Origin of the sequence: Bremerella sp. P1 (assembly GCF_028748185.1) — a bacterium.
In the GTDB taxonomy this organism is placed as follows: Bacteria; Planctomycetota; Planctomycetia; order Pirellulales; family Pirellulaceae; genus Bremerella.
In genome coordinates this window covers 5,809,185-5,831,457 of record NZ_CP118164.1, presented here as the reverse complement: position 1 = coordinate 5,831,457, position 22,273 = coordinate 5,809,185, and the positions used below count along the sequence as shown (strand labels likewise).

The following is a 22,273-nucleotide window of genomic DNA, read 5'->3' as shown; positions in this document are numbered from 1 at the left end:
CCTTTCCGTATTACGAGTCTTCGGTTCCTACCCAGTGCCGATCGTGCATGCCCAGGTTCATCTTGAATTCCTTGAACGCGGCGAAGACAACCGGCACGACGAACAGTGTCAGCAGCTCGACCGTCATGCCGCCGACAACCGGCCAGGCCATTGCCTTGGCCACATCACTGCCGCGCCCCGTTGATATGATGACCGGTACCAGGGCGATGATCGTCGTGAAGGTGGTCATCAAGCAGGGACGAATCCGCTTCATGCCCGCCTCGACGGTCGCATTGCGGATGTCTTCGATCGTGCTTAAGCGTTTCCGCGTGAAGACCTGATCTAAGTACGTTGCCATCACCACGCCATCGTCGACGGCAATACCAAACAAGGCAATGAACCCCACCCACACGGCCGTGTTGATCTCGACCGAGTTGATCGCCAGGCACAACATCCCCCCAGCAAATGCCACGGGTATGCCAGCGAAGACCGCCACCGAGATTGGTATGTGACGAAACTGCAAATAAATAATGAATAGGTTGATCAACATCACCAGTGGAATCACCCACAGCAGTCGCTGGTTCGCTTCGATCTGGTTTTGAAACGACCCGACTGGTTCAAGAGAATACCCCTTGGGCAACTCAAGACTTTTATCTTGCTGTGCAGAAAGCAAACTTTGCTTCACTGACGCAGCCGTTTCCAGGTCGCCCATCGAGCCGGACGGCTGAAAGGACACGTGTGCTACTAAGCGGGCGTCTTCGCTGTTGATCACGCCTGGCCCCCAGGTCGTGTTCATCGTCGCCAGATTGGAAAGGGGAACCACCTCGCCGGAATGCGTGACGACCGGCAGGTTCGTTAGCTCATAGAGTTGCTCGCGCAGATGACGCTCGTACCGAACCCGCACGGGGTAACGCTCGCGTCCTTCGACCGTCTTCGTTACGTTCGAACCGCCCAGGGCCGTTTCGATCACCTGGTTGACCATCGCCGTCGACATTCCATAGCGCGCCGCCGCATCGCGGTTGACGTCGAACTCGACGTAGGGCTTGCCCAGCACGATGTCGGGGTTCACCGTCGCTCCATTGACCTGAGGAAGCGTCTTGAGATGCTCGGCAACTTTCATCGAAGCATCGGCCAGGCCATCCAGGCTATCACCATAAATCCGGATTGCCATCGACGCTTTAATACCGCTTTGCAGCATCACCACGCGACCTTCAATCGGCTGAAGTGGGGACGCAGGCGTCACGCCGGGCAACGTCGCCAAGGCGTTGATCTGTTCCCAGATATCTTGAGTCGTGATACCTTCCCGCCATTGGTCTACCGGCTTGAGCATGACGTACGTTTCGATCATCGCAGCTGGGGCCGGATCGAGAGCCGATTCGACGCGGCCGATCTTGCCCAATACGTTTTCGACTTCCGGGATCTCCCGGATCAATGCGTCCTGCGTTTGCAACACCTCCATGGCTTGCGAGAAACTGGCGGCCGGGTAGAGCGTCGGCATGTAGAACCAACTCCCTTCGTCGAGCGCGATCCAGTCATCCGATTCCAGACCGGTGAACGTATGCTTTAGGTCGACATAGCCTGGCACTTCATCAAGGTTCGCCCCCAGCAGCTTCGATCCTTCTTCCACCGGTTTCAGAATGGTTGGCAGGCCGATCCAAGCCCCCAGCCCAAGTGCGATCACCACGCTTGGAACCACCAGGAAGGCACCCTTTCGGGCCAAGAAAAGCCGCAATAATGGTTCGTACCCCCAGAGTATGAACCGGCTGACAGGATTCTCGTCGACCGGCCGCAGACGTTCACCAAGCATCCAATAGCCGGCCGCAGCAAAGATGCCTGTCATCGCCAGAACCACGACCGTGAAGGGCATGCCGGTGGCTGCCTGAATCACATTTCCGAGCGTCCATCCCAGCATGAAGCCGGTACTGGCAAAGCAGCCAGCGGCAAAGAGACGGGTTCGCTTTTTTTGCTCGGAAGATTGAAGAAGGAAACGACTCAGCACCGGCACGAGTGTCACGGCGACGATCAATGCCGCCAGCAGTGAAAACGTTTTTGTCCAGGCCAGCGGTGCGAATAGCTTGTAGTCGCGTCCCGTTAACATGAACACCGGCAGAAAACTGACCACCGTCGTCATCACGGCGGTAACCACCGCCGGGGCGACTTCACTGGCCGCCTCTTGTATTACCTCCAACCGTCGAGCGCGTCCGCCAGGGCAGCCTTCCCGTTCCCAGTCGGCCAATTGGTCGTAGATGGTCTCGGAAACGATGATCCCCATGTCGACCATCGTACCGATCGCGATCGCAATGCCGGCCAGCGACATAATGTTGGCATCGATGCCAAACACGTACATCGCCACGAACGCAAGAAGCACGGCAATGGGCAAGGTAACCGCGACAACGATGCTCGCCCGGATATGCAGCAGGAACAACAGGATCACCACCGCCGTAATGAGAACCTCCTGGGTCAGCGCCGAGGTCAACGTGGCGATCGTTTCATCGATCAGGCCAGTACGGTCGTAGACAATGTTGACCTTCACGCCATGCAGGCTAGGTTCGATTTGCTCGATCTTCTGCTTCACGCGGTCGATCACCGCCCGTGGGTTTTCGCCGTAGCGCATCACCACGACGCCCCCGACCGCCTCGGTGCCGTTGAGGTCGATCGCACCGCGCCGGAACTCCGGCCCCAGTTGCACATGCCCCAGGTCGCGAATGCGCAATGGTATGCCGTCGCGGGAACGGACTACCGTCTTTTCAATATCGGCAATCGCCTCGTCGCTGTCCTGATTAGCGCCGATGAACCCGCGTCCGCGGATGATGAACTCCATGCCGCCTGATTCGATCGTCTTGGCTCCGACGTCAATGTTCGACTTGCGGACTGCATCGACCAGTTGGTCGAGCGGCACGTTGTGGAAACGCAGGCGATCGGGATCGATTTCAATCTGATACTGCCGCACATACCCGCCCACGCTGGCGACTTCGCTCACTCCGGGGACCGATTGAAGTTCGTACTTCACTACGAAATCCTGCAGCGAGCGCAGCTGGGCCAAATTCATCCCTTCAGGCGGATCGAGCGTGTAGTACAGAACCTGGCCGAGCCCGGTGGCGTCGGGACCGAGCGTCGGAACCACCCCGTCCGGCAACATGGCCGTGGCCGTTCCCAGTTGCTCCATCACCCGCGACCGCGCCCAGTAAAAGTCGGTACTGTCGTGAAACGTGACCTGCACGAAGCTATACCCGAACAGGCTTTTCCCACGCACCGACTCTGCATTCGGCACCGCCAACATGGCGACCGAAAGGGGGTAGGTGATCTGGTCTTCGACATCCTTGGGAGATCGCCCCGGCCAGGCCGTGAAGACAATCACCTGATTCTCGCCGATGTTAGGTATCGCATCGATGGGGACGTTCCGCATGGCGAACCATCCGGAAACGATCACGACCGTCGTCACGACCAACATCACCAGGGGTTCACGAACACAGAACGAGATGATTGCACGCATCATGCTATTGGTCTCCTTCTGTCATGTCAGGCTTTGCTTCAGGGGGATGAACATGATCCGCCACCGCATCGGGCTGGATCGTCCTGACATGCTCGCCACAGCGGAGCATCTGGCTGCCATAGTAGGGGTTCAACAATCGATCGTTGGCCTGAAGCCAGTCTCCTTCACCTCCTTTGACCATTGGGCAGAAGAACTGGTGGAACGGCTGCGATGCTCCTTGCCCGCGAATGGTCGTCGCCAGGTTCAACACGGCATGACTGATCGGCTTGAAGTTCTTGCGGGCCTCTTCAAGCGACATATGGTGCAGGTGCTCGGCATTCTTGGCGATCGTCGCCAGTTGCTCGCGGAGCGACTCGCTAAGCTGAGGGTGCTGCGAGAGATTCGTGGCCAACTGAAACAGCTGCTGCGCGTCTTCTGCCTTGGGCTTCTTGTCCGCCGCAAGCTGGCTTTGAATCTTGAAGTAGACCTGGTACAACGCTTCCAGATCCTGGCCACCGAGACCCTCGAGCTGGGTGATGTCGATCGAGTTGAACTCCATCGGTGTATTGCGGTTCTGCTTCATGACGTAACGGGACGGATCGATCAGGCTCGGTTTGCCGGCCAGCTGCATTTGCGAATCGATCAGGAAGTTACCAGAGGTCGCGACCATTTCGCCTGGCTTGACCCCTTCCAGCACGACGGCCTCATCCTTCAAGATCGGGCCCAGCTTTATGGTGCGGATCTCGAAGCGGCCCGGGTCGGTCTCGACATACACCACGCTATTCTTCCCGGCCATCAGAAGCGCCGACCGGGGAATGACCGTCGAGGCCTTCCGGTCGATCGGTTCGTCGGCGTAGCCGTATCGCGATGTCGGCACCAGGTCCATGCCGCAGATAGGGCACGGGCCCGGCTCGTCGCGAATGACCTGGGGATGCATCGGGCTGATCCACTTGCCGGCCAGTTGCTCGTCGTAAACCGTTCCTTGAGGCCCGATCGGTATTTCAATTTGTGCCTCGGCGTAGTCGCCTGGGCGTAAACGTCCCGCATCATTCTTGAACTCGACACGCACGCCGACCGTACGGTTCTTCACGTTCACTTCCGGATCGATGAAGGCCACCCGCCCGGTAAGCGTCTCGCCGGGAAGCGATGTCAGCTCGGCTTTTACCTGCTGACCGAAGCGAATCTGCGAGGCATCTTCGGGATAGAGTTCCAGCATGAGCCACACCGTCGACAGGTTGGCAATGCGATAAATCGGCTCGCCCGCTTTGATGTACTTCCCTTCTTCGGCCAGCTTCTCGATCACCGTTCCGCCCATCGGGGCGTAGATGGTGAGCCGAGACTCGGCCTTGCCGCTCGTTTCCAGTTGCTGAACTTGCTCTTCGGTCATTCCCAATTCAATGAGCTTCTGCCGGGCGTTCTCCATCAGCTTTTGCTGCGCCTCGCGAATGGCGGCCAGCGACGTGTTACTCATCCGCTGGACCGTGTTGCGGGCTTCCAGGTACTCGGCCTGGGCCGCGTACAACTGTGGGCTGTAGACAACCGCCAGGTGATCCCCCTTCGCGACAACCACCCCGGTGTAGTCGGCAAACAAACGTTCCACGCGTCCATCGATATAGGCGGAGATCGTTGCCTGACGGCTCTCGTCGATCTCGATCGCGCCGATCGTTTCGATCGTGGTCGAAACTGGTTTCGACGTGACCGGGGCCGTTTCGATCTGGGCCAAGCGACGCTGGGCAGGCTCGATCGTCACGGCGAACTCATCCAGATCGGCGCTGCCTGAAGCAGCCGGTACCAACGCCATCCCACAGATCGGACAACGCCCCGGTCCAGGCTGACGTATCTGCGGATGCATTGGACACGTGTAGATCTGCTGCGAGTCGCCGCCTGACGTCGCCTGCGGGCCGCCATCGGTTCCGATCCAGCCAACACGCTGAGCAACGCCCAGCAGCACAATCAGCAGGATGCCAGCTAGAAGGAATAGTCCAATGGGAGCAAGACGTGCGATCCACCAACTTGCCGTGTGCCTGGGTGGCTGGGGCGTCGCTTGCTGACCGGAAGAGTGAGATGACGTCGACATGGCAACGTTCCTGTCACGAAAATCGAAAGGTAAAGAGCGGCTGGACCGAAACGCCTGCCTGGCGTTTGGACCGCGCCGGGAATGGTATCGACCAGCCGCTCACGTATCAGCAACCTGGCCAACTACGAGTGGTCGTGGTCGCCGTGATCGTGCATGCCTTCGTCGGCATGCTCAGCAGCAGCCAGCTTCTCTACCTTTTCCTCGTCGGAAAGGGCCTCCCATTTCTCATCGCAGCCATCGCAGCAGAACCCAATTGTTTTCCCGTTCCACTCAACCGTGCCGCCTTCCGGCGTAATGTCGCCACCCATGATCGGGCAGTGATCATTCACCGTGGCCACGGCAGTGGTTTCCGGAGTTGAGGAAGAAGGTCCCTGAGTGCAACCAACGACAAGTCCCAACAAAGCAATGGAGGCAAACAAATAGCGCATGACAAACCTTTTCAGATTGGAAGAATGAATGACGTAAGAACACAATTCACCGGTTCGACGAAAGCATCAGAACGTACCGGTAAACGCGGAGCGACTTAGAGAAATCGCAACGTCGTTAGGTCAACCAAACGCAAAGCATGATCTGTCGGAATCTTGGCTCGGGTGAGGGAAGAGAGTTCCCATCCTCGAGCGGCTGTCGGTCACGGCTGCAAACCGTAACATACGGAGCCAAGTCGGCTTCAAGCGCCAGAGCAATCAACCCATCGGCTACCGAACCGTCCCCAGTGAAAAGAGAAACGGACGGAGGTAATGCCGCTGCTTCACAGTGACAAATGGAATCGGCAGCGACTGAATCACCACGGTCGTCCGTTGTCGGCTTCGACTTCGTGCAGCAGTGGGGGCAGCCTGCGGTGAGCGAGGACGCTTGTGCCATGCAGCAGCACTGGCAAGCTGAGGCCGCATTGCCACTATCGGAACAAGCACAATTGCCGACTGAGCCCAGACAAAACGACGGCAGCAGCAACGCGACAATTGCCGTGAGAACGGTCGTTTTGCGGAGAATATCGGACACGAGACCTTCCAGGGTTAATTCAACTAGTACAAGGAAGTCTAGGCCGAGATCCATCGAACGTCAACGTCGGTTCATGAGAGCAAACCCGCTGAGTGTAAAGACTTTGGCACGAATCAAGGCTGTGGTGGAACCAGCAATGTGACATCCGTTCCGCTCGTCTGGGACAGTTTGGCAACTGCGGTCGCCAGATCGCCCATGGCCTGGTGGTAGCCCACTTCCAGGGTCAGCAGACTGCGATAGTCGCGAATCACCCGATCGAACTCGACCGCCCCGTTGGCATAGGCCTGCTGGTCGGCATCCAGCGTCTGACGGGCCTGGGGAAGGATCGTCGACTCGTAAAGCGATGCCGTTTCCTGGGCACGCCGCGCCTCGGCCAACAGGTCGACGATCATCGCTTCGTACCGATCCGCGAGTTCTTCGACAGAACTATGCGCGGCCTGATGCTTCCACTTCGCTTCGATCTCCATGGCATCGTATTTGTTATGCCAGATCGGAATACTGACCTGAGCACCCAACGCCCATGGGTCTTGCCCGACATCCACAACGGTGCTCGGTGGACGATTGTCGTCGGTCGGGTAGTAACTGGCCGAAAGGACGAACTCAGGCCGGCGCATCAGCCGGACAACCTCCACGCCCCAGCGAGTGGCATGGGCTTTCATCTGCGCGGCCTCAATCTCTGGCTGATTCTGAATCGCAATGTGCGCTAGTTCATCAGCACTTACTGTTGGCAAACTCGGCTGAATTGTTTTCGGCGAGCCGATCGGCGTTTCCGTATCGCGAGCCACCAGCCGGTTGAGCTCGGCCTGCACGCCGAGGCGTTGACGCCGGTAGGTGAGCAGCCGTTCTTCTAGTTGCGAAAGCTCCAGCGTCCCCAGCAGGACATCCCCCTGCGAAGCGGCCCCTGTCGCGATCCTGGCATTGGCAACATCGATCAGCGATTGAAGCAGCTGCTGATTCGCTTGAGCAATCTCGATCTGCTGATCGAGCACATACAAGCGGTACCAATTCGTCCGAACGGCCGCTTCGACCCGCAGCGTTTCCGCTTCAAGCTCTGCAGCGATGGCATACGCCTCGAATATTGCCCGCTGCTCATCGGCTCGTAGGCGTGAAAGCCAGGGAATTGCCTGGCTGAAGGTCATGTTGGCCCGCTGTGATCCGGCGGCCGTCTCAATGGCGTTGCCAAACACGTTGGCTCCGAAACGAGGATCGGGCAACTTGTCGGCATACTGCGACTTGGCCAACGAACCTTGATACTCCTGATAGAGCCGCGTCAGCCGTGGATTTCGGTTCCGCGCCATCTGCTCGAGTCCGGCGAGCGTTTCTGATGAATCTTCCCCTTGGTAGGCAGTCAATTGAACGACCGGCTCGTCAATCGGTTCCGCCGGAAGGTCGACCACAGAGGGCACAACCGCGACGTCAACCTCAGCGTCAGGCAAACGAGCTGCCGCATGCAGACTCGGATCAGCCAACGCCGGCTTCGCACTGGGCGACGGGGCAGTCGTAGCGCAGCCGCCAACCAGCAGCAAAAGAGATAGGCAACAATAGGTTTTGGAATCAAGTGCCAGCATTCGGCAATCTCACCATGCATAGGCGCAGGCCTGGGCACGCGTGATAGCAAGCTCAGGCATCGCATTAGGAGGTCGAATTGGGCACGGTCCAGAACTGAGATCGGACTCTCATAGACATGAACGACTGCGGAACATGCGGATCGTACGCATATTTCCAGTGCTGGTGGTCTGGTTGTTCGGATTAGGTAATACGGATGGCAGTTCGCTAAAGCGCCTAATCGAGACTCGCTGGCTGAGGTTTAGTAGCATGCAAGAAACTACCGATTAAACGAGTTCGCTATATTAACCAGGACACGTTGGGCGTGGCACTACACAGTTAAAGAAACAACATCCCCCGCTTGCTATAGGGACTTTCATACTCCACGTGCCGAGTCGCCAGATCCGCCGCCATCACCAGAGCGACAATTCCATCAATCCGCTCCTGACTCTTCTTCTTCGACGGCTTCCAGTTATCGGCTGCGTCCTGCTCGATCGCCACGTTGCCTGCCATCCAACGCAACACAGGATGACCGGAATGGCGTAGCTTCCGAGACAACACCAACTCTTCCAGCTTCTTCGTCGGCGCCGATATACTTGCGTAGCCTTGGCCGAAGGACACGATCTCGAATCCATCATCATCGAGCTGCGTAGCCAATTGTGTCGCATTCCAACGGTCGATCGCGACCTGCTCGATCTCGAACCGTTTTCCTAGTTCGTTGATCCGTGCACGAATACGTTCGTAGTCGACGACTTAACCGGGTGAGGCTTCGATGTACCTTTGCTGGATCCAGGGTATGTACGGAGCATGATCGCGTTTCTCGCGCCGCTTGGCACCTTCCTCTGGCACCCAGAAGAACGGCAGCACGTCGTATTGGTCATCTTGCTCGAATACGAGCACGATCGAATCACCAACAGCAAACGCTTCCTTTCCGCTACGTGAATCAATCGTCTGTTCATAGGCCGAGATCGTAACTCGCGAGGGCTCAACATCTCCGAAGCCGGAGGCAACCTGCTCTAGAAGCTGCCTGTCCTGGAGAAACTTGCCGATCTCAGCGGCATACTTCGAAAGTCTTTGGCGAGAGCCTGGCGATCAATCGTCTCTTCACGTTGTAGCGATTCCAGGCAGCCAACCAAGAGCGATTGGAATTCGGGATCATCCAGAAATTTGGAGTTGTAGGAATCAGACATCAGGATTGTCCTGCTGGTTAGTCAAAAGTTCACGCAGGTTCGATGTGCCTCTGAAGATCAATGCGGCAACGGCGCCTTTGGTCTTGTTCATTCGTTGACTGATATGATCAAGCGGCAAGCCCTTGAGATGATGTAGTTCGATTGCCACTCGCTGTGCATCAGGCAGGCATGCAAGCGCGATTGCCAGCCGCAACTCTTCTTCCGCCATCATGGCTTTCCTGCTCGGAGTGGACTGTTCGCTCGCGAGCCATTGATTCAGCCGGGAGGCCGATTGCTCAATCGAGTGCTCTCGAGTGACATCACGCGTCTGGGAACGGAACTTGCGAATCTCGTCCAGTAGGTTGTGGGCAAATATTCGTCGTATCCACGGAAGCCGATCATCTTCGGTACGCTCTTCCCATCCACTGCGGCTTGCTTCGAATAGTGTCAATTGAACTACACCTGACAGGTCCACTTTCCCAGCCAACTGATCGTCAAGTTGCATACGCCCCAGGACCCCGAGATACTCGCGGTACTTCTCGAATTGTTCAGCAATGTCATCCGGCAACTTGTTGTCCCTCTAAATGAGTTAGCGTGGCCGAAGCTTGAAGATTACGGACATTTTCAAGGTATTCACGGGAATTTGCCAGTTTTCTTCGTCGGTACTATTCTTGGACGATTGATGTCGATAGCCCAAGGACGAACCGTCCCGCGTTTGCGAGTGCTGCTTAGAAGTCAGACTACTCAAATTTGCTTAAGCCCAAGTTCGCGTATGCCTCACTCTACCGAGCCCAACACCCTATTAACCCGGCGGTAGTGTCTCTGCCAAATTGGTGAGACAAACGCCAAATTGAGCCGTTGAGATTGGTCAAAGAGATCGGCCGGGTTATGTCTCACTTAGACAGAGACAACCAAGAAGAGAAAACGCGGCCACGCAACTCGTTGCGAGATAGTGGGATAAAACGAACCGATTCTATCCCAACCTCAGAGGAGGCACGAAAAAACCCTGGTTGAGCTTTATTTGCTAAACCAGGGTCTAAGTGGCGGGGGCCGGATTTGAACCGACGACCTCGAGGTTATGAGGCCGCCCAGAAAGCCCTGCTCTTTTAGCCTGAAACCGTATAACAGGAGTAGTTTACGATGATTCGCAAAACGTTGCAAATCGTCTTATTCAATCGCAATAATTCTCGGGAAATGCGCGTATTCGGGGTGCAAAGTGTGTAGAAGTGTGTAGTTGAGTTCGCGCACATTTGAGTGTTATGCGCTTTCTCAAATTACTCACGCTTCGGAATCGGATTCATTGGTTCAAGTCTGAAGGAATTCAGCTCCCACCAACAACCAATGGTTGCATCATCTTAACTTCAGACAGTGTCGGACACCGCTTGGGAAAGCCCTCGTGATACACTTCTTCCAGGGGAAAGAATTCTTGAAGAGTAGCTCTTAAAGACTGGTTTCATTCGTGAGGGCAGGTTAGTTCGAGTTCCTGTTTCGCAAAGTAAGGACCTGAACGTAAGGCCACTTTTCTCACATCTACTGTTGTCACACTGGCTAATTTACGGTGTTCGCTCGCAGGAGCGTGTGAAATCGCTTGCATCTTCTACCAAAACTCGTTCGATTTGATTTCAACAGCTTCATGCTGCAGCTAAGACCGCGAGGCCAATACAAGACACTATGTGGAAGGATGGGGACATGAAACTTCGGATATTAGCGGCGTTGTTCGTTCTCGTTTCGCTGTCGCAGTTTTGCATCGCCGAAAACTACCCTCAGTTTCGCGGTGCAGATTCGAACGCAATTTCGGCTGCGCCGCTCCCAATTACCTGGTCAGATGAAGACGGAACTCAAACCAATATCCGTTGGAAGATTCCTCTCCAAGGTGAAGGCTGGTCTCAGCCGATAGTTTGGGACAATCGCGTGTTCCTGACAGCTGCGGTTCCTTCTGATCCGAACAAAGGTGACGCAACTCGACCAGAGTCAAACAATGGCGGTTATGGGCGTGATCGCAACGACCTGGTAAATGTCAATTACCACTTTGATGTGGTTTGCATCAATGGAAATGAGGGAGATGTCGTCTGGCGTAAAACTGTGAAGACAGGGAAGCCGACACTATCAAGACACAGCACAAATACTTATTCGACCGAGACCCCTGTCACTGACGGCCGACGGATCTACGTATACTTCGGCATGAATGGAGTCTTCTGCCTGGATATGGAAGGTAATTTGCTGTGGCAAAAGGACCTAGGCGTTTACGAAATGCGTGCCGGATGGGGTACGGCAAGTTCTCCGACACTTCTCAACGATCGTTTGTTTGTTCAGGTCGACAATCAGGAACAATCGTTCCTGGTTGCCTTGGATACGAAGACTGGCAACGAAGTCTGGCGAGTCAATCGCGATGAGTCTTCCCAATACAGCAGTCCTTTCATCTGGAAGAACTCCCTAAGGAACGAATTGATTGTCGGTGGAATGATTTATCGCTCTTATGATCCATCGAGTGGAAAGCTGCTTTGGCAAATTGATATGAATAAAGGGCGATCGTCCGCAACACCAGTCGCGATTGGCGATCGACTCTTCATCGGAAATGAGTTCCGCAATCGAGGCGGCGACGATGACGGAGGGGGTCGACTTTATGCTATCAAGCCAGGCGGAAGTGGTGACATTACTCCTCCCGACGACGGTAACATCGGTGAGTTTGTTCAGTGGAGGATGGATGAATCTGGCATCCAAATGGCATCCCCCACTTACCTGAACGGCAATCTGTACTTCTTTGAACGTCGTCTTGGAGTCGTTCGCTGTGTAGATGCTGAAAGTGGGAAGTTGAAGTATCGAAGTCGGGTTGGTCGTGCTCCTGCATTCTGGGCTTCACCGTGGTCGGATGGTCAATATGTTTATGCGATGGATTCCAATGGAAACACATATGTCATCTCGGCAGGTGACGAACTTGAAGTGGTCTCAGTGAATGAACTTGATCAACAAGCCTGGGGAACGCCTGCCTTAGCCGACGGTCGAATCTATCTTCGCACAGTTGATCACTTGTATTGCATTTCTAAGGAAGACTGACGTCGATCCTGCGAAGTGTGTCGAGCATAGAGCAAGAACAACAGTTACTTTCGAATAGTCTTCAAATCATGGAACACTCGGAGAGGATTAAGCTTGCCAGGGGTCAGTGGAAGAATACGGGGCAACGTCGCCCGGCGTTTGCGATAGAACCTAAGGAAGGGCAGGAATCGGTCTGGGATTACCCGAGACCTCCAGCGATTGTGGAGGATAATCGCGAGGTAATTATCCGTTCTGGCGAGACCATTATTGCACGCACGGCACGGAGCTTGCGCGTCTGTGAAACGGCTAGTCCGCCAACGTTCTACCTACCACTGACGGATGTAGATCAACAGTATCTCAGCCGATCCGAAAGCCGAACCTTCTGTGAGTGGAAGGGACAGGCGAGTTATTGGTCATTGGAGATACCGGGGCGGGCAGCACAACTAGATATTGGTTGGTCGTATGATCAGCCATCTGTCCAATTCGAACCAATCAAGGGATTCTTTTCGTTTTATCCAGGTCGAATTGATTGCTTTGTTGATGGCCATCCTGTTCTGCCACAAGCCGGGAATTTCTACGGTGGGTGGATCACTCCGGAAATAGTTGGGCCGTTCAAGGGCGAGTCGGGTACGTTTGGTTGGTGAGAAATATTATGGCGGAATGGGACGTAATCATCGTTGGAGCCGGCATCGCTGGATTGACCTGTGCGGAAGAACTCTGTTCGAAGGGACTCAAGTTATTGGTGCTTGAATCTAGCGATTCAGCCGGAGGAAGGATCGCAACCGATGAGTACGAGGGCTTTCTTCTTGATCGAGGTTTTCAAGTCTTTTTGACGGCATATCCAGAGGCAAAAAGAATTCTCAACTATCCCGAGCTTAAGCTAAACCGCTTTGCACCGGGGGCCCTTATCTGGCACGACGGCAAGTTTCGCCGTTTTTCCGATCCATGGCGAAAACCCGGCGACTTACTCGCTACTGCGCTGTCACCAGTTGCCTCTGCTATGGACAAGATACGTATCGCCAAGTTCCGTCACGATACGACAACTGCTGACCTGCGCCGGCTCTACAAGAGTCCTGAGATCACAACAATTGAGATGCTTCAGCAACGAGGTTTTTCTCCAACTGTCATCGAAAGGTTCTTCCGCCCGTTTCTGGGTGGCATATTCCTGGAACAGGATTTAAATACTTCGCGTCGAATGTGTGAATTCGTGTTCCGGATGTTCTCAACGGGTGACGCTGCGTTGCCGTCGGATGGAATGCGGGCGATACCTAACCAGTTGGCCAGTCGACTACCGGAGGGCGTTCTAAGACTAAATTCACCAGTAAAAGCGGTACGCGCGGGGGGCGTGGAACTGTCATCTGGTCTCCAATTAACCGCAAAGCACATTGTAGTCGCGACTGACGAACCAACTGCGAGAAAGCTTACCGGGAACTCTCCTGAAAGCGAAGCCAATCGCGTCGTGTGCATGTACTTTGCTGCGGATGAACCGCCAATTGAAGAGCCTATTCTCATGCTCAATGGACAAGGGCTTGGTCCGATTAATAACGTTTGTGTACCGAGCCAACTAGCAGCCAACTATGCTCCACCAGGACAATCGTTAATCTCTGTCACAGCTCTACTTAAGGCCAAACAGGAACCGCAAGTAGATGCCGTCTCGAGTCAACTCCGCGAGTGGTTTGGTTCGACAGTCTACGGCTGGCGACATTTGAGAACGTATCCCATTCACTACGCGTTGCCTCGGCAGGTTGCTCCGGCACTCGAACCTGTCGAGAAAAGTTCTCGTCTCTCAACCGGCGTATATCGTTGCGGTGATTACTGCGACACGGCTTCCATCAACGGAGCCATGGCCTCAGGGCGACGTGCTGCCGAGGCTGTGGTCAATGATTTTGAAGAATTGCGCACAGCAGATTGATACAGGCGATCGACAAAGCCGTTCCGTCGATCACTCTCAACTGCTAGGCATACCTGATAATCTGATGACTAACCCGAGGCGGATTATCGTCAACAAGTAGTTCTGCAATCTGTGATTGAATCAAGGCGTCTTCATTAGAGACACGATGGTGCTGACGTTCATGTTCCGCCCAGGAGGCGACAAAGAAGGTCTCTATCCAGCGTTCATGGTTCGCGACGTCCTGTGAAAGAAACCAGCGATAGGCGCCAGTTCGGAGCCGAGCTTGACTTAGCTTCTTCATCAGTTCAAGATAGCCTTCCTGGTCTTCGATGGCGACTTGGTAGTCGATTGTCACAATCACGGGACTCGAATCGTCCACGGAATTGAGTGCAACGTAAGGAACTGGCCAATGTAAAGAAGGCAGCAGTCCTTGCTTCTCGACCTTTCTTAGTGGGAAAGGTAAAGTTGCAATCGTTGTCACAATCATTCCCGAAGCGGCCAAGACAAGGGAATTCTGAATTCCCAACTGGCTAGCGATCACTCCCCAAAAAATAGCACCGCTCGACATTCCACCGAAAAACACTAACAAGTACACGGCAAGTGCACGTGCTTTCACCCATTGAGCGATCGTCGTTTGCGCAGAAACATTCAAGCTCGACAGGTTGGCTACCCAGAATGCTCCGACAGGGAGTAGAACGATACACATCAATGGAAGACTAGGGACGAAGCCCATTGCGACGAAAGCAGCCGCAAGGCCTACTGTCGATCCCGTCACGATCGAGTTGCTCGAGATTCTTTTCCTAAGTCTTGGAAGTAAGAATGCTGTTCCCACCGCACCGATTCAAATCGTTCCAAGTAGCAAACCGTATCCTCCAGCTTCCGTGCCCAGCTGATCTTTGGCGATAAGCGGTAAATGCGCCCAGAGTGCACTTCCGAAGAAGATGAATGCCAGCGTTCGCAGAAGAACGATTTGAAAGACAGGATTGTGGCTTACATAGCGGACACCAATGGCTATCGCTCCACCGATGCTTTCCTTCGGCGTCCGTTCGCCCGTTGGTACAGGCTGCCACCGATACAGCACAAATAAAACGCCCAGATAGCTTACTGAATTAAAGAGAAACGCGGCCTCCGGGCCGGCACGTGCAACCAGCACCCCACCAATTGCTGGCCCAATCGCTCGTGCTACATTGATTCCGACGCCAGTCAACGTGACGGCACTGTCCAGTTGCTGCGAAGGTACAAGATCGGGAACAATAGCTTGCCAGGCAGGTGAATTCAAGGCAAACCCAACACCGAGAGCGAATGTAATTGCAAGCAATACGAATGGGGTAACACTTTCAGTAAAGGTAAGAACGGTAAGACTTGCCGCGGCAATCAGCATCCACAGTTGGGCAAGCAGAATCAGTTTTCGTCGATCAACAATGTCTGCAAGCGCCCCAGCCGGTAAAGCCAAAACAAACATCGGCGCGGTTGCCGCTGCCTGCACGAGCGCGACCATCATGGGGGAAGGCGCCAAGGTCGTCATGAGCCAGGCGGTACCAACGTCCTGGACCCATGTACCAATATTAGAAGCAACACTGGCAATCCAGATTGCTCGAAAAACAGGATTCGCGAGAGGTGATTGGTTCGCGATTGCATCTTCTGCCTCGTTTGCCATCTTATCCATTTCCGTGGTCAAGGCGTCGTGCGTAGGTTGGTGGTTCGATCATTCGTCTCAGCCTCTAACGGAGATCTATTGATTGAAGGGGACAAAGGGGGTTGTTGGCTCAGAGAAATAGGGATCGCGGATTTCACTGAACAACTCACTTGCACGGTCATGACCAAGTTGAAACAGGTCACGAGTGACGGCTGTGTTGTCCAAAGTCCATGTCGGATCGTTAAGGTCGAAGTCTACCTGGCGATATCGCGACTCTAAAACAAAACGCAAAGGCAACTGTGTTCCTTGCACTTGAGATATGCTCATGACTTCCGCGATGTGCCGACTCCAATACAACATGCCTGCGTCCGCGTTGGGTGGCGAGAGGGAATAGCTTGATTGCCCCGTGCCAAGGGACAGCATCCAAATATCGGAGAGATTAAAAGGGATGTCCTCTTCTCGACGGCACTGCTCGGTGATGCGAACTGTTTCTGAGATAGCTGCTAATCCGGGATCGTTCGCCCAGAGCCCTCCATCGACATAACTCTTGCCATCAGGCATCGTTTTGTGGGGAAAATAGGTCGGGGCAGCCGCTGAAGCGATGATCACATCAACGACGCGCCAGTCATGAGAATCGCTTCGGCGCGGAAGATGCGGGGTCCGAAACACTCTTGTCTTGCCATCGCTTAGATTCACGGAAGGAACAAGCAGTCGGCTTTTGGAAAGTTCAGAAAGTCGACAATCACCAAAGCCAGCCTCCAACGCATCGTTCAGACTGAAAGGGCAATAGCGAGACTGAAAGAAGTGATCGAGATCAATAGAAGTTCTGGTCGCTAAAATCGATCTAAGAAGCGAATAAATTGGTCGAAATGCCCGGTTGGGAGTATAGCGTTCCCGAGGCCGAAAGATTTGTTCCGAGTAGTCGTTGTAAAAGTCCTCTAGGGCTTTGGCCGTCATTCCATGACATAACGCACTTGCGGTAATGGAACCGGTTGAAGTGCCCGCAATTAGGTCAAAGTACTCGCCGATTGGGTGTTCAAGACATTGCTCTATCTCTGCCAGAAAACCGATGGCAAACGCTCCCCGAAGGCCACCACCGGGAAGAGATAGAATTCGAAACATGCTTGCCATTCCCCCCGGATTAGCAGTCGTCGGTTTCCTTCGGACACTCCCGAGGATTAAGTCAATCCATTGAGATATCGGTGCACACATGCCACCGCAAGCGACCCATCCCCGACGGCAAAGCCACAACGCTTGGTCGAACCTGACCTCACATCCCCTCCGGCCAAGATGCCGGGCCTTGTCGTCTCCAGATCACAAGGTGGACGGTCAATTGGCCAGTGACCGCGAAGTCTCTCATCAGAAAAGAAACTCGTCCCCGTCAGTACGAATCCTTTTTCATCAAGCAAGACGTCTTCGGGTAACCACTGGGTATGCGGACGCGCCCCGATGAATATGAATAGGCCGGAGCACTCAATGTTGGTGACCGCACCGGTTGCATTATTCCGCATGCGAATCAATTCGACGCAATCACCTCCACATACTTCATCAACTTCAGTATTGCGATGCACTTCGATCCGCGGGTGATTTCCGATTCTATCGCATAGATAGGCTGACATGCTTTTGGCCAAATCATCTCCACGGATCAACAAGTGAACGTGCTCCGATGAATTTGCCAGAAACATCGCAGCTTGCCCTGCGGAGTTTCCTCCACCAACGACCACCGCGTGGGCATCAGCACACGCCCTCGATTCGACCGAGGTCGCGGCATAGTAGACTCCTGCTCCTTCAAACCTGGTACATCCCGGGATACCAAGTTGGCGATACGTTACACCACTGGTAACCAAGACACATCTTGCATGGACGATCTGTCCGCTTTCCAGCCGTAGACGATGTCCTTCTTCGTCGTCTGACTCCAGGCCTGTCACGACTTCCGGCGCGATAAACGTCGCACCAAACTTAAGTGCCTGTAGATAGCTACGACTGGCGAGTTCATTTCCCGAAATCCCGGAAGGGAAGCCGATAAAGTTTTCGATCTTGGAACTGCTCCCAGCTTGCCCTCCCGGACCGACCTTATCAATGACAAGCACATCTAGGGCTTCGCTAGCCGCGTAGACCGCCGCAGCAAGTCCGGCCGGTCCACCACCGACAATCGCTAAATCGAAAGTTTCTCCTTCAACCGACTTATCAATGCCTAAGCATCGTGCGAATTCCCGCATTGAGGGATTCCCAATCGTGTGCCCGTTGCATCGTACGATTGGAAGCTCGAGAGAGTCTGCGTTGAGGATACGCCTCTGCTGTTTACCTTCGGACGACTCCACTTCGATGAAGGTGTGCGGCACATGGTTTTTGTACAGGAATTCCCTCAACCGCGAAGTGTTCGCATTATTCGATTTGCCGATCACTCTTACGCCTAGAAAAGGCAGTCTGTCCAAGAGTTTTCTGCGAGACTGAAATGCCTCGAGCAGCAATTCACTCAGATGGGGACAGGAAGCAAGCAGCCTACGAAGTTGCTCTGCGGGAAACGTATAAACGACAGAGTCCTCAGCGGCTCTGGCCGTGAAAATTGAAGACCTCCCAGTCAGCATGTCGACGTCGCCCGTAAACGCCCTAGCGCCATGCGTCGCGATCAACGTCTCGTGGTCCTCATCTATTTCAAGGATTTTCACTTTGCCGCTTTCGATAACAAAGAATGGGTAATCCTTTTGCCCAGCAGGAATCAGTACCGATTCGGCCCTAACTTCCAGCCTTTCTCCCAAACGCTGCACCTCACGCATTTGGTCATCGTCGAGCGTGGGAAATGCCAATTCAACTGTCATCGATCATCTCACTACGAAAAAGCCTTGCATCGATCGGCGGCGCCAAACCTTCTATCGTAGATCCGGACAACCCGCGAGAACGAATTTCTCTCTATTCTCGCTGATTGGATCGATTTAGGTGAAGCTATTTTCGAAGCAAATCTCGTCCAAAGTCAGTTGACCAGGCTTGGGCCATGCGTCTTTCGTTCCTTTGCCAATGGCAATCATCGGTCCCATGACGTGATCTTCTGGCAACTTAATAAGTTCCGCAACTTTCTCGATATCAAAGCCAATCATAGGACATGACTCGTAGCCCATCCCTTTGGCGACAAGCATCAACGTTTGCATTGCCATTCCGATCGAACGCTGGGCTTCATCCCGTTGAAGCCATTCCCGCCCTTCATGAAAGGGCCCCATCCAATTCACGAGTAAATCGGCGACTTCCTGGGGTGCATTTTTCCAATACCGATGCGGTTCCTTCTCCCAAGCTTTCATATCTGCTGTAAACAAAACGAGTAAAGAAGCGTCGGTCATCTGCGCCTGATCATTCCCTAATTCAGTTCGGATCTTTGACCGCAGTTGGGGATCCCGCAGAATGACGAATCGCCAATGCTGGATATTGAAACTGGTCGGGGATTGAATCGTTGCTTCGAGCAGCTTTCGCTCTTCATCCGCGGAGATTTCATGATTCGGTTCAAAGTGCTTGATGGCACGTCGTTGGTAGGCAGCGTCAATAACATTCATTTACTTGTCTCAGGTTGTTGAAATAAAGTCTTTATTGAGAAAACTAGCGCGACGGTACGGAAGTGTCGGATTCTTGAAGCATGAAGTCAGGTCTCAAAGTAATTTCGGATGATCCCGCATTTGAAATGAAAGTGAGGCCTAGACGCCGCAGCCACAACCAGTCGTCCATACACGACCGTCGGCGGCCATGATGGGTGCATGTTCATGACTCGGCGGAATGGTATTCGTGTTGTTGTAGCCCCCGTAGTGAGCAACTGGGGACCAATCGGGACTCACCGGCGGTAGCTCCGGCGCAAGATTCGCGTACTCCTGTTTTCCATAGACGACCTTGCCTCCAACAAGTGTCAGTAGGCTTTCCAAACTACGTATTCGATCAGGCTCAATGGAGAAGTAGTCTTCGCTCAACACCGCCAAGTCAGCAAAACTACCTGGAGACAATGTCCCCTTATGGTCATCTTCTCCACTGAACCAGGCACTTCCCTGTGTGTACAGGCGAAGCGCCTCTTCTCGAGAAAGACAATCTTCACTAGCGTGAAGTACTGTCCCACCAACGGTTTTGCCCGTCACTAGCCACCAGAGACAGGTCCACGGATGATAGCTTGCAACACGCGTTCCATCCGTGCCGGCACCCACGGGAAGGCCCATCTTCAGCATCTCACGAATCGGTGGATGTCGTTTGACTTCTTCCGCGCCGTAACGACGAATGAAGTACTCTCCTTGGTAGGCCATCCGATGTTGAATCGCGACGCCACCACCCAACCGTTTAATCCGTTCGAGGTTTCGGGTGGTCACTGTCTCCGCATGGTCAATAAACCAGCGTAGACCATCGATTGGGTGCTCTTGGTGGACCCGCTCGAATATGTTCAAGAATCGGTCTATCGTCTCATCGTATGTTGCATGAATACGCCACGGCCATTTTGCTTCGGCCAGTTTGAAAACAATCGCCTCAAGTTCCGATTCCATCACCGGCTTAAGATCTGGTCGCGGCTGTAGGAAGTTTTCAAAGTCGGCGGCACTCCAAACCAGGTTCTCCCCTGCCCCGTTAACGCGCAACATATCAGAGCCATCGCCCGGATGGGTCATGTCAAGCCAGCGAAGGTAGTCACTTAGTTCCTCACCCGGTTTCTGGGCGAAAAGACTATAAGCAATCCTTAACGTCAAGTGACCGTCTTTTTCGAGTTGGCTGATGACGTCATAGTCATTGGGATAATTCTGCCCTCCACCGCCTGCGTCGGCGACACTTGTTACACCAAATCGATTCAACTCCCTCATAAAGTGACGCGTTGAGTTGAGTTGGTCTTCTCGCGAGAGCTTTGGAGCGTTGGCTATTGTCGAGTAAAGAATCAACGCATTAGGTTCAGCGATGAGTAGCCCCGTCGGCTTTCCTCGATGGTCACGAGCGAAAAGACCACCAGGCGGGTTCTTCGTATTTTCGTCGAGGCCGAGCGCCCGAATGGCGGCCTTGTTTAACATCGCTGAATCGTAGAGATGAAGAAGAAACACCGGAGTATCAGGAGCCGCTTCATTTATCTCCTCAAAAGTCGGCATCCGTCCTTCAGCAAACTGAAACTCGTTCCACCCACCAATTACGCGAACCCATTGTGGAGGAGGCGTTCTTTGGGCTTGGTCCTTCAGTTGTCGCATCGCTTCGGCGATCGTGGGAATCCCATCCCAGCGGAGTTCGAGATTTGCGAAGAGTCCAGCGCGAATCACGTGTAAGTGGGAATCGTTTAGTCCCGGAATTACCCGGCGATTCTCAAGGTCGATGACCTCGGTCGACGCGATGGCACTTGCAAGTATCTCATCGTTACTCCCGATCGCAACAACCCGTCCACCTTCAATCGACAGTGCTGTCACCTCGGGTTTAGAAGGATTCTGAGTGGTGATACGTCCGCCGAAGAGAATCGTTTCGGGGGCCATGTTTTCCTATTCCTACACTGGGGATCTCATCGAGCGCCTATGGACTCGACAACTGTTAGTACCCATGTTGCCACTGCCGCGAAAAACTCTTCGGTTGCGCAAACATTTGGGCGTAGGCGTTTTGCAATTCGCAGCCGACGGCCTGGAACTACGAACTTGGTACCTTACGAGCAGGCGGGGCTTTGTGCACCATGGTGTAGCAATACTCAATACCAATGCCGTATGCACCGCCGTGATCGCGAAAGAGCTGCATAAGCGCGTCGTAATGCTCGCGATTCGCCCAATCTCTTTGGAACTCGAGAACGGTTCCGACCGTCGTCATACGAACCGCACCAGCCTGTACCATGCGTGAAAGAGCCGCATCATGAGCTGCCGGCGACGTCCCCCCGCACGCATCTTCCACGACGAAGATGTTGTACCCTTCTCCGATCATGTTGAGTGTCGGCCAGGTGATGCAGACCTCAGTCCAAAGCCCAGACATGATGATGTTTTTCTTTCCAGTTGCCTTGACAGCTTCCCGGAAAGCGGGCGTATCCCACGAATTCATGCCTGTCCGTTCAATCGGATCCTGATCGGGAAATACATCAAGCAACTCCGGCCACATAGGACCACTAAACGATTCGGTTTCGACCGTCGTCAAGATGGTAGGCACGCCGAATTCTTTTGCCCCTTTGGCAAGTAGTAGGACATTGTTCACCAGAAGTTGCCGATCAATTCCGCTTGCCACACCGAATGCCATCTGAGGCTGATGATCGATGAAGACTAAAGCGCAATTATCTTTGGTGAGCAATCCACCATCAGTATTGGGAAGAACGCTTGCCATTAAACTCTCTCCATCCATTGAAAATGGGAAGCAATAGGTCACCGAGATCACTAACCAAGCGACTCGGAAACCATCGCGCCTCTAAGTGAAAGCCTGAAAACTCTTCGCTTAAAAACCACTAAACCACATGCGTGCAACGCAAAACTTTTCAATTGACAACACGCCTTTCGGCGACAGATCGAAATCG

At 54.0% G+C, this 22,273-nt stretch carries 16 protein-coding genes and 3 pseudogenes; 3 read left to right on the top strand and 16 right to left on the bottom strand.

Translation table 11 applies throughout. The features are described 5' to 3' along the window. Positions 1-10 precede the first annotated feature (10 nt). The 9 genes and pseudogenes from PSR63_RS23950 to PSR63_RS23910 all read right to left on the bottom strand — a co-directional run bounded on the left by PSR63_RS23950 (position 11) and on the right by PSR63_RS23910 (position 9,746). The gene (locus PSR63_RS23950; protein ID WP_274328274.1) at positions 11-3,475 is read right to left on the bottom strand and encodes an efflux RND transporter permease subunit; all 3,465 of its coding nucleotides are present in this window, start codon (positions 3,473-3,475) and stop codon (positions 11-13) included. Position 3,476: 1 nt separating this feature from the next. Continuing rightward, entirely contained in the window at positions 3,477-5,528 is a 2,052-nt protein-coding gene (locus PSR63_RS23945; protein ID WP_274328272.1) for an efflux RND transporter periplasmic adaptor subunit, read from the bottom strand. Between the two features lie 122 nt (positions 5,529-5,650). Then, positions 5,651-5,956, bottom strand: a complete 306-nt coding sequence (locus PSR63_RS23940; protein WP_274328270.1) for a hypothetical protein — start codon at positions 5,954-5,956, stop codon at positions 5,651-5,653. A gap of 115 nt (positions 5,957-6,071) precedes the next feature. Beyond that, positions 6,072-6,527: a hypothetical protein gene (locus PSR63_RS23935; protein ID WP_274328268.1), complete on the bottom strand. Its 456-nt coding sequence runs from the start codon at positions 6,525-6,527 to the stop codon at positions 6,072-6,074. 113 nt (positions 6,528-6,640) lie between these two features. After that, the gene (locus tag PSR63_RS23930) at positions 6,641-8,095 is read right to left on the bottom strand and encodes a TolC family protein (RefSeq protein ID WP_274328266.1); all 1,455 of its coding nucleotides are present in this window, start codon (positions 8,093-8,095) and stop codon (positions 6,641-6,643) included. A 316-nt stretch (positions 8,096-8,411) separates the two neighbouring features. Further along, positions 8,412-8,810 (bottom strand): annotated as a pseudogene (locus PSR63_RS23925) (terminase TerL endonuclease subunit); the annotation flags it as partial. A 15-nt stretch (positions 8,811-8,825) separates the two neighbouring features. Continuing rightward, on the bottom strand, positions 8,826-8,972 hold the full coding sequence (locus PSR63_RS23920) for a hypothetical protein (RefSeq protein ID WP_274328264.1): 147 nt from the start codon (positions 8,970-8,972) through the stop codon (positions 8,826-8,828). Positions 8,973-9,088: 116 nt separating this feature from the next. Beyond that, positions 9,089-9,262, bottom strand: coding sequence for a hypothetical protein (locus PSR63_RS23915; RefSeq protein ID WP_274328262.1), 174 nt, complete (start codon positions 9,260-9,262; stop codon positions 9,089-9,091). Further along, positions 9,255-9,746 carry an RNA polymerase sigma factor gene (locus PSR63_RS23910; RefSeq protein WP_274328260.1) on the bottom strand — a complete coding sequence of 164 codons (492 nt, stop codon included), beginning with the start codon at positions 9,744-9,746 and terminating at the stop codon, positions 9,255-9,257. Before PSR63_RS23910 ends, PSR63_RS23915 begins: the two co-directional genes overlap by 8 nt. A 1,184-nt stretch (positions 9,747-10,930) precedes the next feature. Here PSR63_RS23910 and PSR63_RS23905 point away from each other — a divergent pair. The 3 genes from PSR63_RS23905 (at position 10,931) to PSR63_RS23900 (ending at position 14,186) form a co-directional block, all read left to right on the top strand. Beyond that, positions 10,931-12,295: a PQQ-binding-like beta-propeller repeat protein gene (locus PSR63_RS23905; protein WP_274328258.1), complete on the top strand. Its 1,365-nt coding sequence runs from the start codon at positions 10,931-10,933 to the stop codon at positions 12,293-12,295. Positions 12,296-12,363: 68 nt separating this feature from the next. Beyond that, positions 12,364-12,918 (top strand): DUF427 domain-containing protein, encoded by a 555-nt coding sequence (locus tag PSR63_RS28290; protein ID WP_443111107.1) that lies wholly within the window; start codon positions 12,364-12,366, stop codon positions 12,916-12,918. Between the two features lie 8 nt (positions 12,919-12,926). Further along, positions 12,927-14,186, top strand: coding sequence for an NAD(P)/FAD-dependent oxidoreductase (locus tag PSR63_RS23900; RefSeq protein WP_274328256.1), 1,260 nt, complete (start codon positions 12,927-12,929; stop codon positions 14,184-14,186). Positions 14,187-14,229: 43 nt separating this feature from the next. On the opposite strand, the pseudogene PSR63_RS23895 reads toward PSR63_RS23900, so the two are convergent. The 7 genes and pseudogenes from PSR63_RS23895 to PSR63_RS23870 form a co-directional block, all read right to left on the bottom strand. Then, positions 14,230-15,822: pseudogene (locus PSR63_RS23895) on the bottom strand (MFS transporter). A 75-nt stretch (positions 15,823-15,897) separates the two neighbouring features. Continuing rightward, positions 15,898-16,923 carry a CBASS cGAMP-activated phospholipase gene (locus PSR63_RS23890; RefSeq protein WP_274328254.1) on the bottom strand — a complete coding sequence of 342 codons (1,026 nt, stop codon included), beginning with the start codon at positions 16,921-16,923 and terminating at the stop codon, positions 15,898-15,900. A 56-nt stretch (positions 16,924-16,979) separates the two neighbouring features. Continuing rightward, positions 16,980-18,020 (bottom strand): NAD(P)/FAD-dependent oxidoreductase, encoded by a 1,041-nt coding sequence (locus tag PSR63_RS23885; RefSeq protein ID WP_274328252.1) that lies wholly within the window; start codon positions 18,018-18,020, stop codon positions 16,980-16,982. A gap of 282 nt (positions 18,021-18,302) precedes the next feature. Then, positions 18,303-18,578: pseudogene (locus PSR63_RS28285) on the bottom strand (cyclic nucleotide-binding domain-containing protein); the annotation flags it as partial. Positions 18,579-18,734: 156 nt separating this feature from the next. Beyond that, entirely contained in the window at positions 18,735-19,343 is a 609-nt protein-coding gene (locus PSR63_RS23880; protein WP_274328250.1) for a nitroreductase family protein, read from the bottom strand. Positions 19,344-19,481: 138 nt separating this feature from the next. Next, complete coding sequence (locus tag PSR63_RS23875; protein ID WP_274328248.1) at positions 19,482-21,263, bottom strand: amidohydrolase; 1,782 nt, start codon at positions 21,261-21,263, stop codon at positions 19,482-19,484. A gap of 148 nt (positions 21,264-21,411) precedes the next feature. Then, complete coding sequence (locus PSR63_RS23870) at positions 21,412-22,137, bottom strand: hydrolase (RefSeq protein WP_274328246.1); 726 nt, start codon at positions 22,135-22,137, stop codon at positions 21,412-21,414. Between the last annotated feature and the right edge of the window lie 136 nt (positions 22,138-22,273).

Coding starts and splice junctions, on each gene's coding strand:
- PSR63_RS23950 (WP_274328274.1), bottom strand. CDS start 3,475: ATGATGCGTGCAATCATCTCGTTCTGTGTTCGTGAACCCCTGGTGATG.
- PSR63_RS23945 (WP_274328272.1), bottom strand. CDS start 5,528: ATGTCGACGTCATCTCACTCTTCCGGTCAGCAAGCGACGCCCCAGCCA.
- PSR63_RS23940 (WP_274328270.1), bottom strand. CDS start 5,956: ATGCGCTATTTGTTTGCCTCCATTGCTTTGTTGGGACTTGTCGTTGGT.
- PSR63_RS23930 (WP_274328266.1), bottom strand. CDS start 8,095: ATGCTGGCACTTGATTCCAAAACCTATTGTTGCCTATCTCTTTTGCTG.
- PSR63_RS23915 (WP_274328262.1), bottom strand. CDS start 9,262: ATGTCTGATTCCTACAACTCCAAATTTCTGGATGATCCCGAATTCCAA.
- PSR63_RS23910 (WP_274328260.1), bottom strand. CDS start 9,746: ATGCAACTTGACGATCAGTTGGCTGGGAAAGTGGACCTGTCAGGTGTA.
- PSR63_RS23905 (WP_274328258.1), top strand. CDS start 10,931: ATGAAACTTCGGATATTAGCGGCGTTGTTCGTTCTCGTTTCGCTGTCG.
- PSR63_RS28290 (WP_443111107.1), top strand. CDS start 12,364: ATGGAACACTCGGAGAGGATTAAGCTTGCCAGGGGTCAGTGGAAGAAT.
- PSR63_RS23900 (WP_274328256.1), top strand. CDS start 12,927: ATGGCGGAATGGGACGTAATCATCGTTGGAGCCGGCATCGCTGGATTG.
- PSR63_RS23890 (WP_274328254.1), bottom strand. CDS start 16,923: ATGTTTCGAATTCTATCTCTTCCCGGTGGTGGCCTTCGGGGAGCGTTT.
- PSR63_RS23885 (WP_274328252.1), bottom strand. CDS start 18,020: ATGCGGGAATTCGCACGATGCTTAGGCATTGATAAGTCGGTTGAAGGA.
- PSR63_RS23880 (WP_274328250.1), bottom strand. CDS start 19,343: ATGAATGTTATTGACGCTGCCTACCAACGACGTGCCATCAAGCACTTT.
- PSR63_RS23875 (WP_274328248.1), bottom strand. CDS start 21,263: ATGGCCCCCGAAACGATTCTCTTCGGCGGACGTATCACCACTCAGAAT.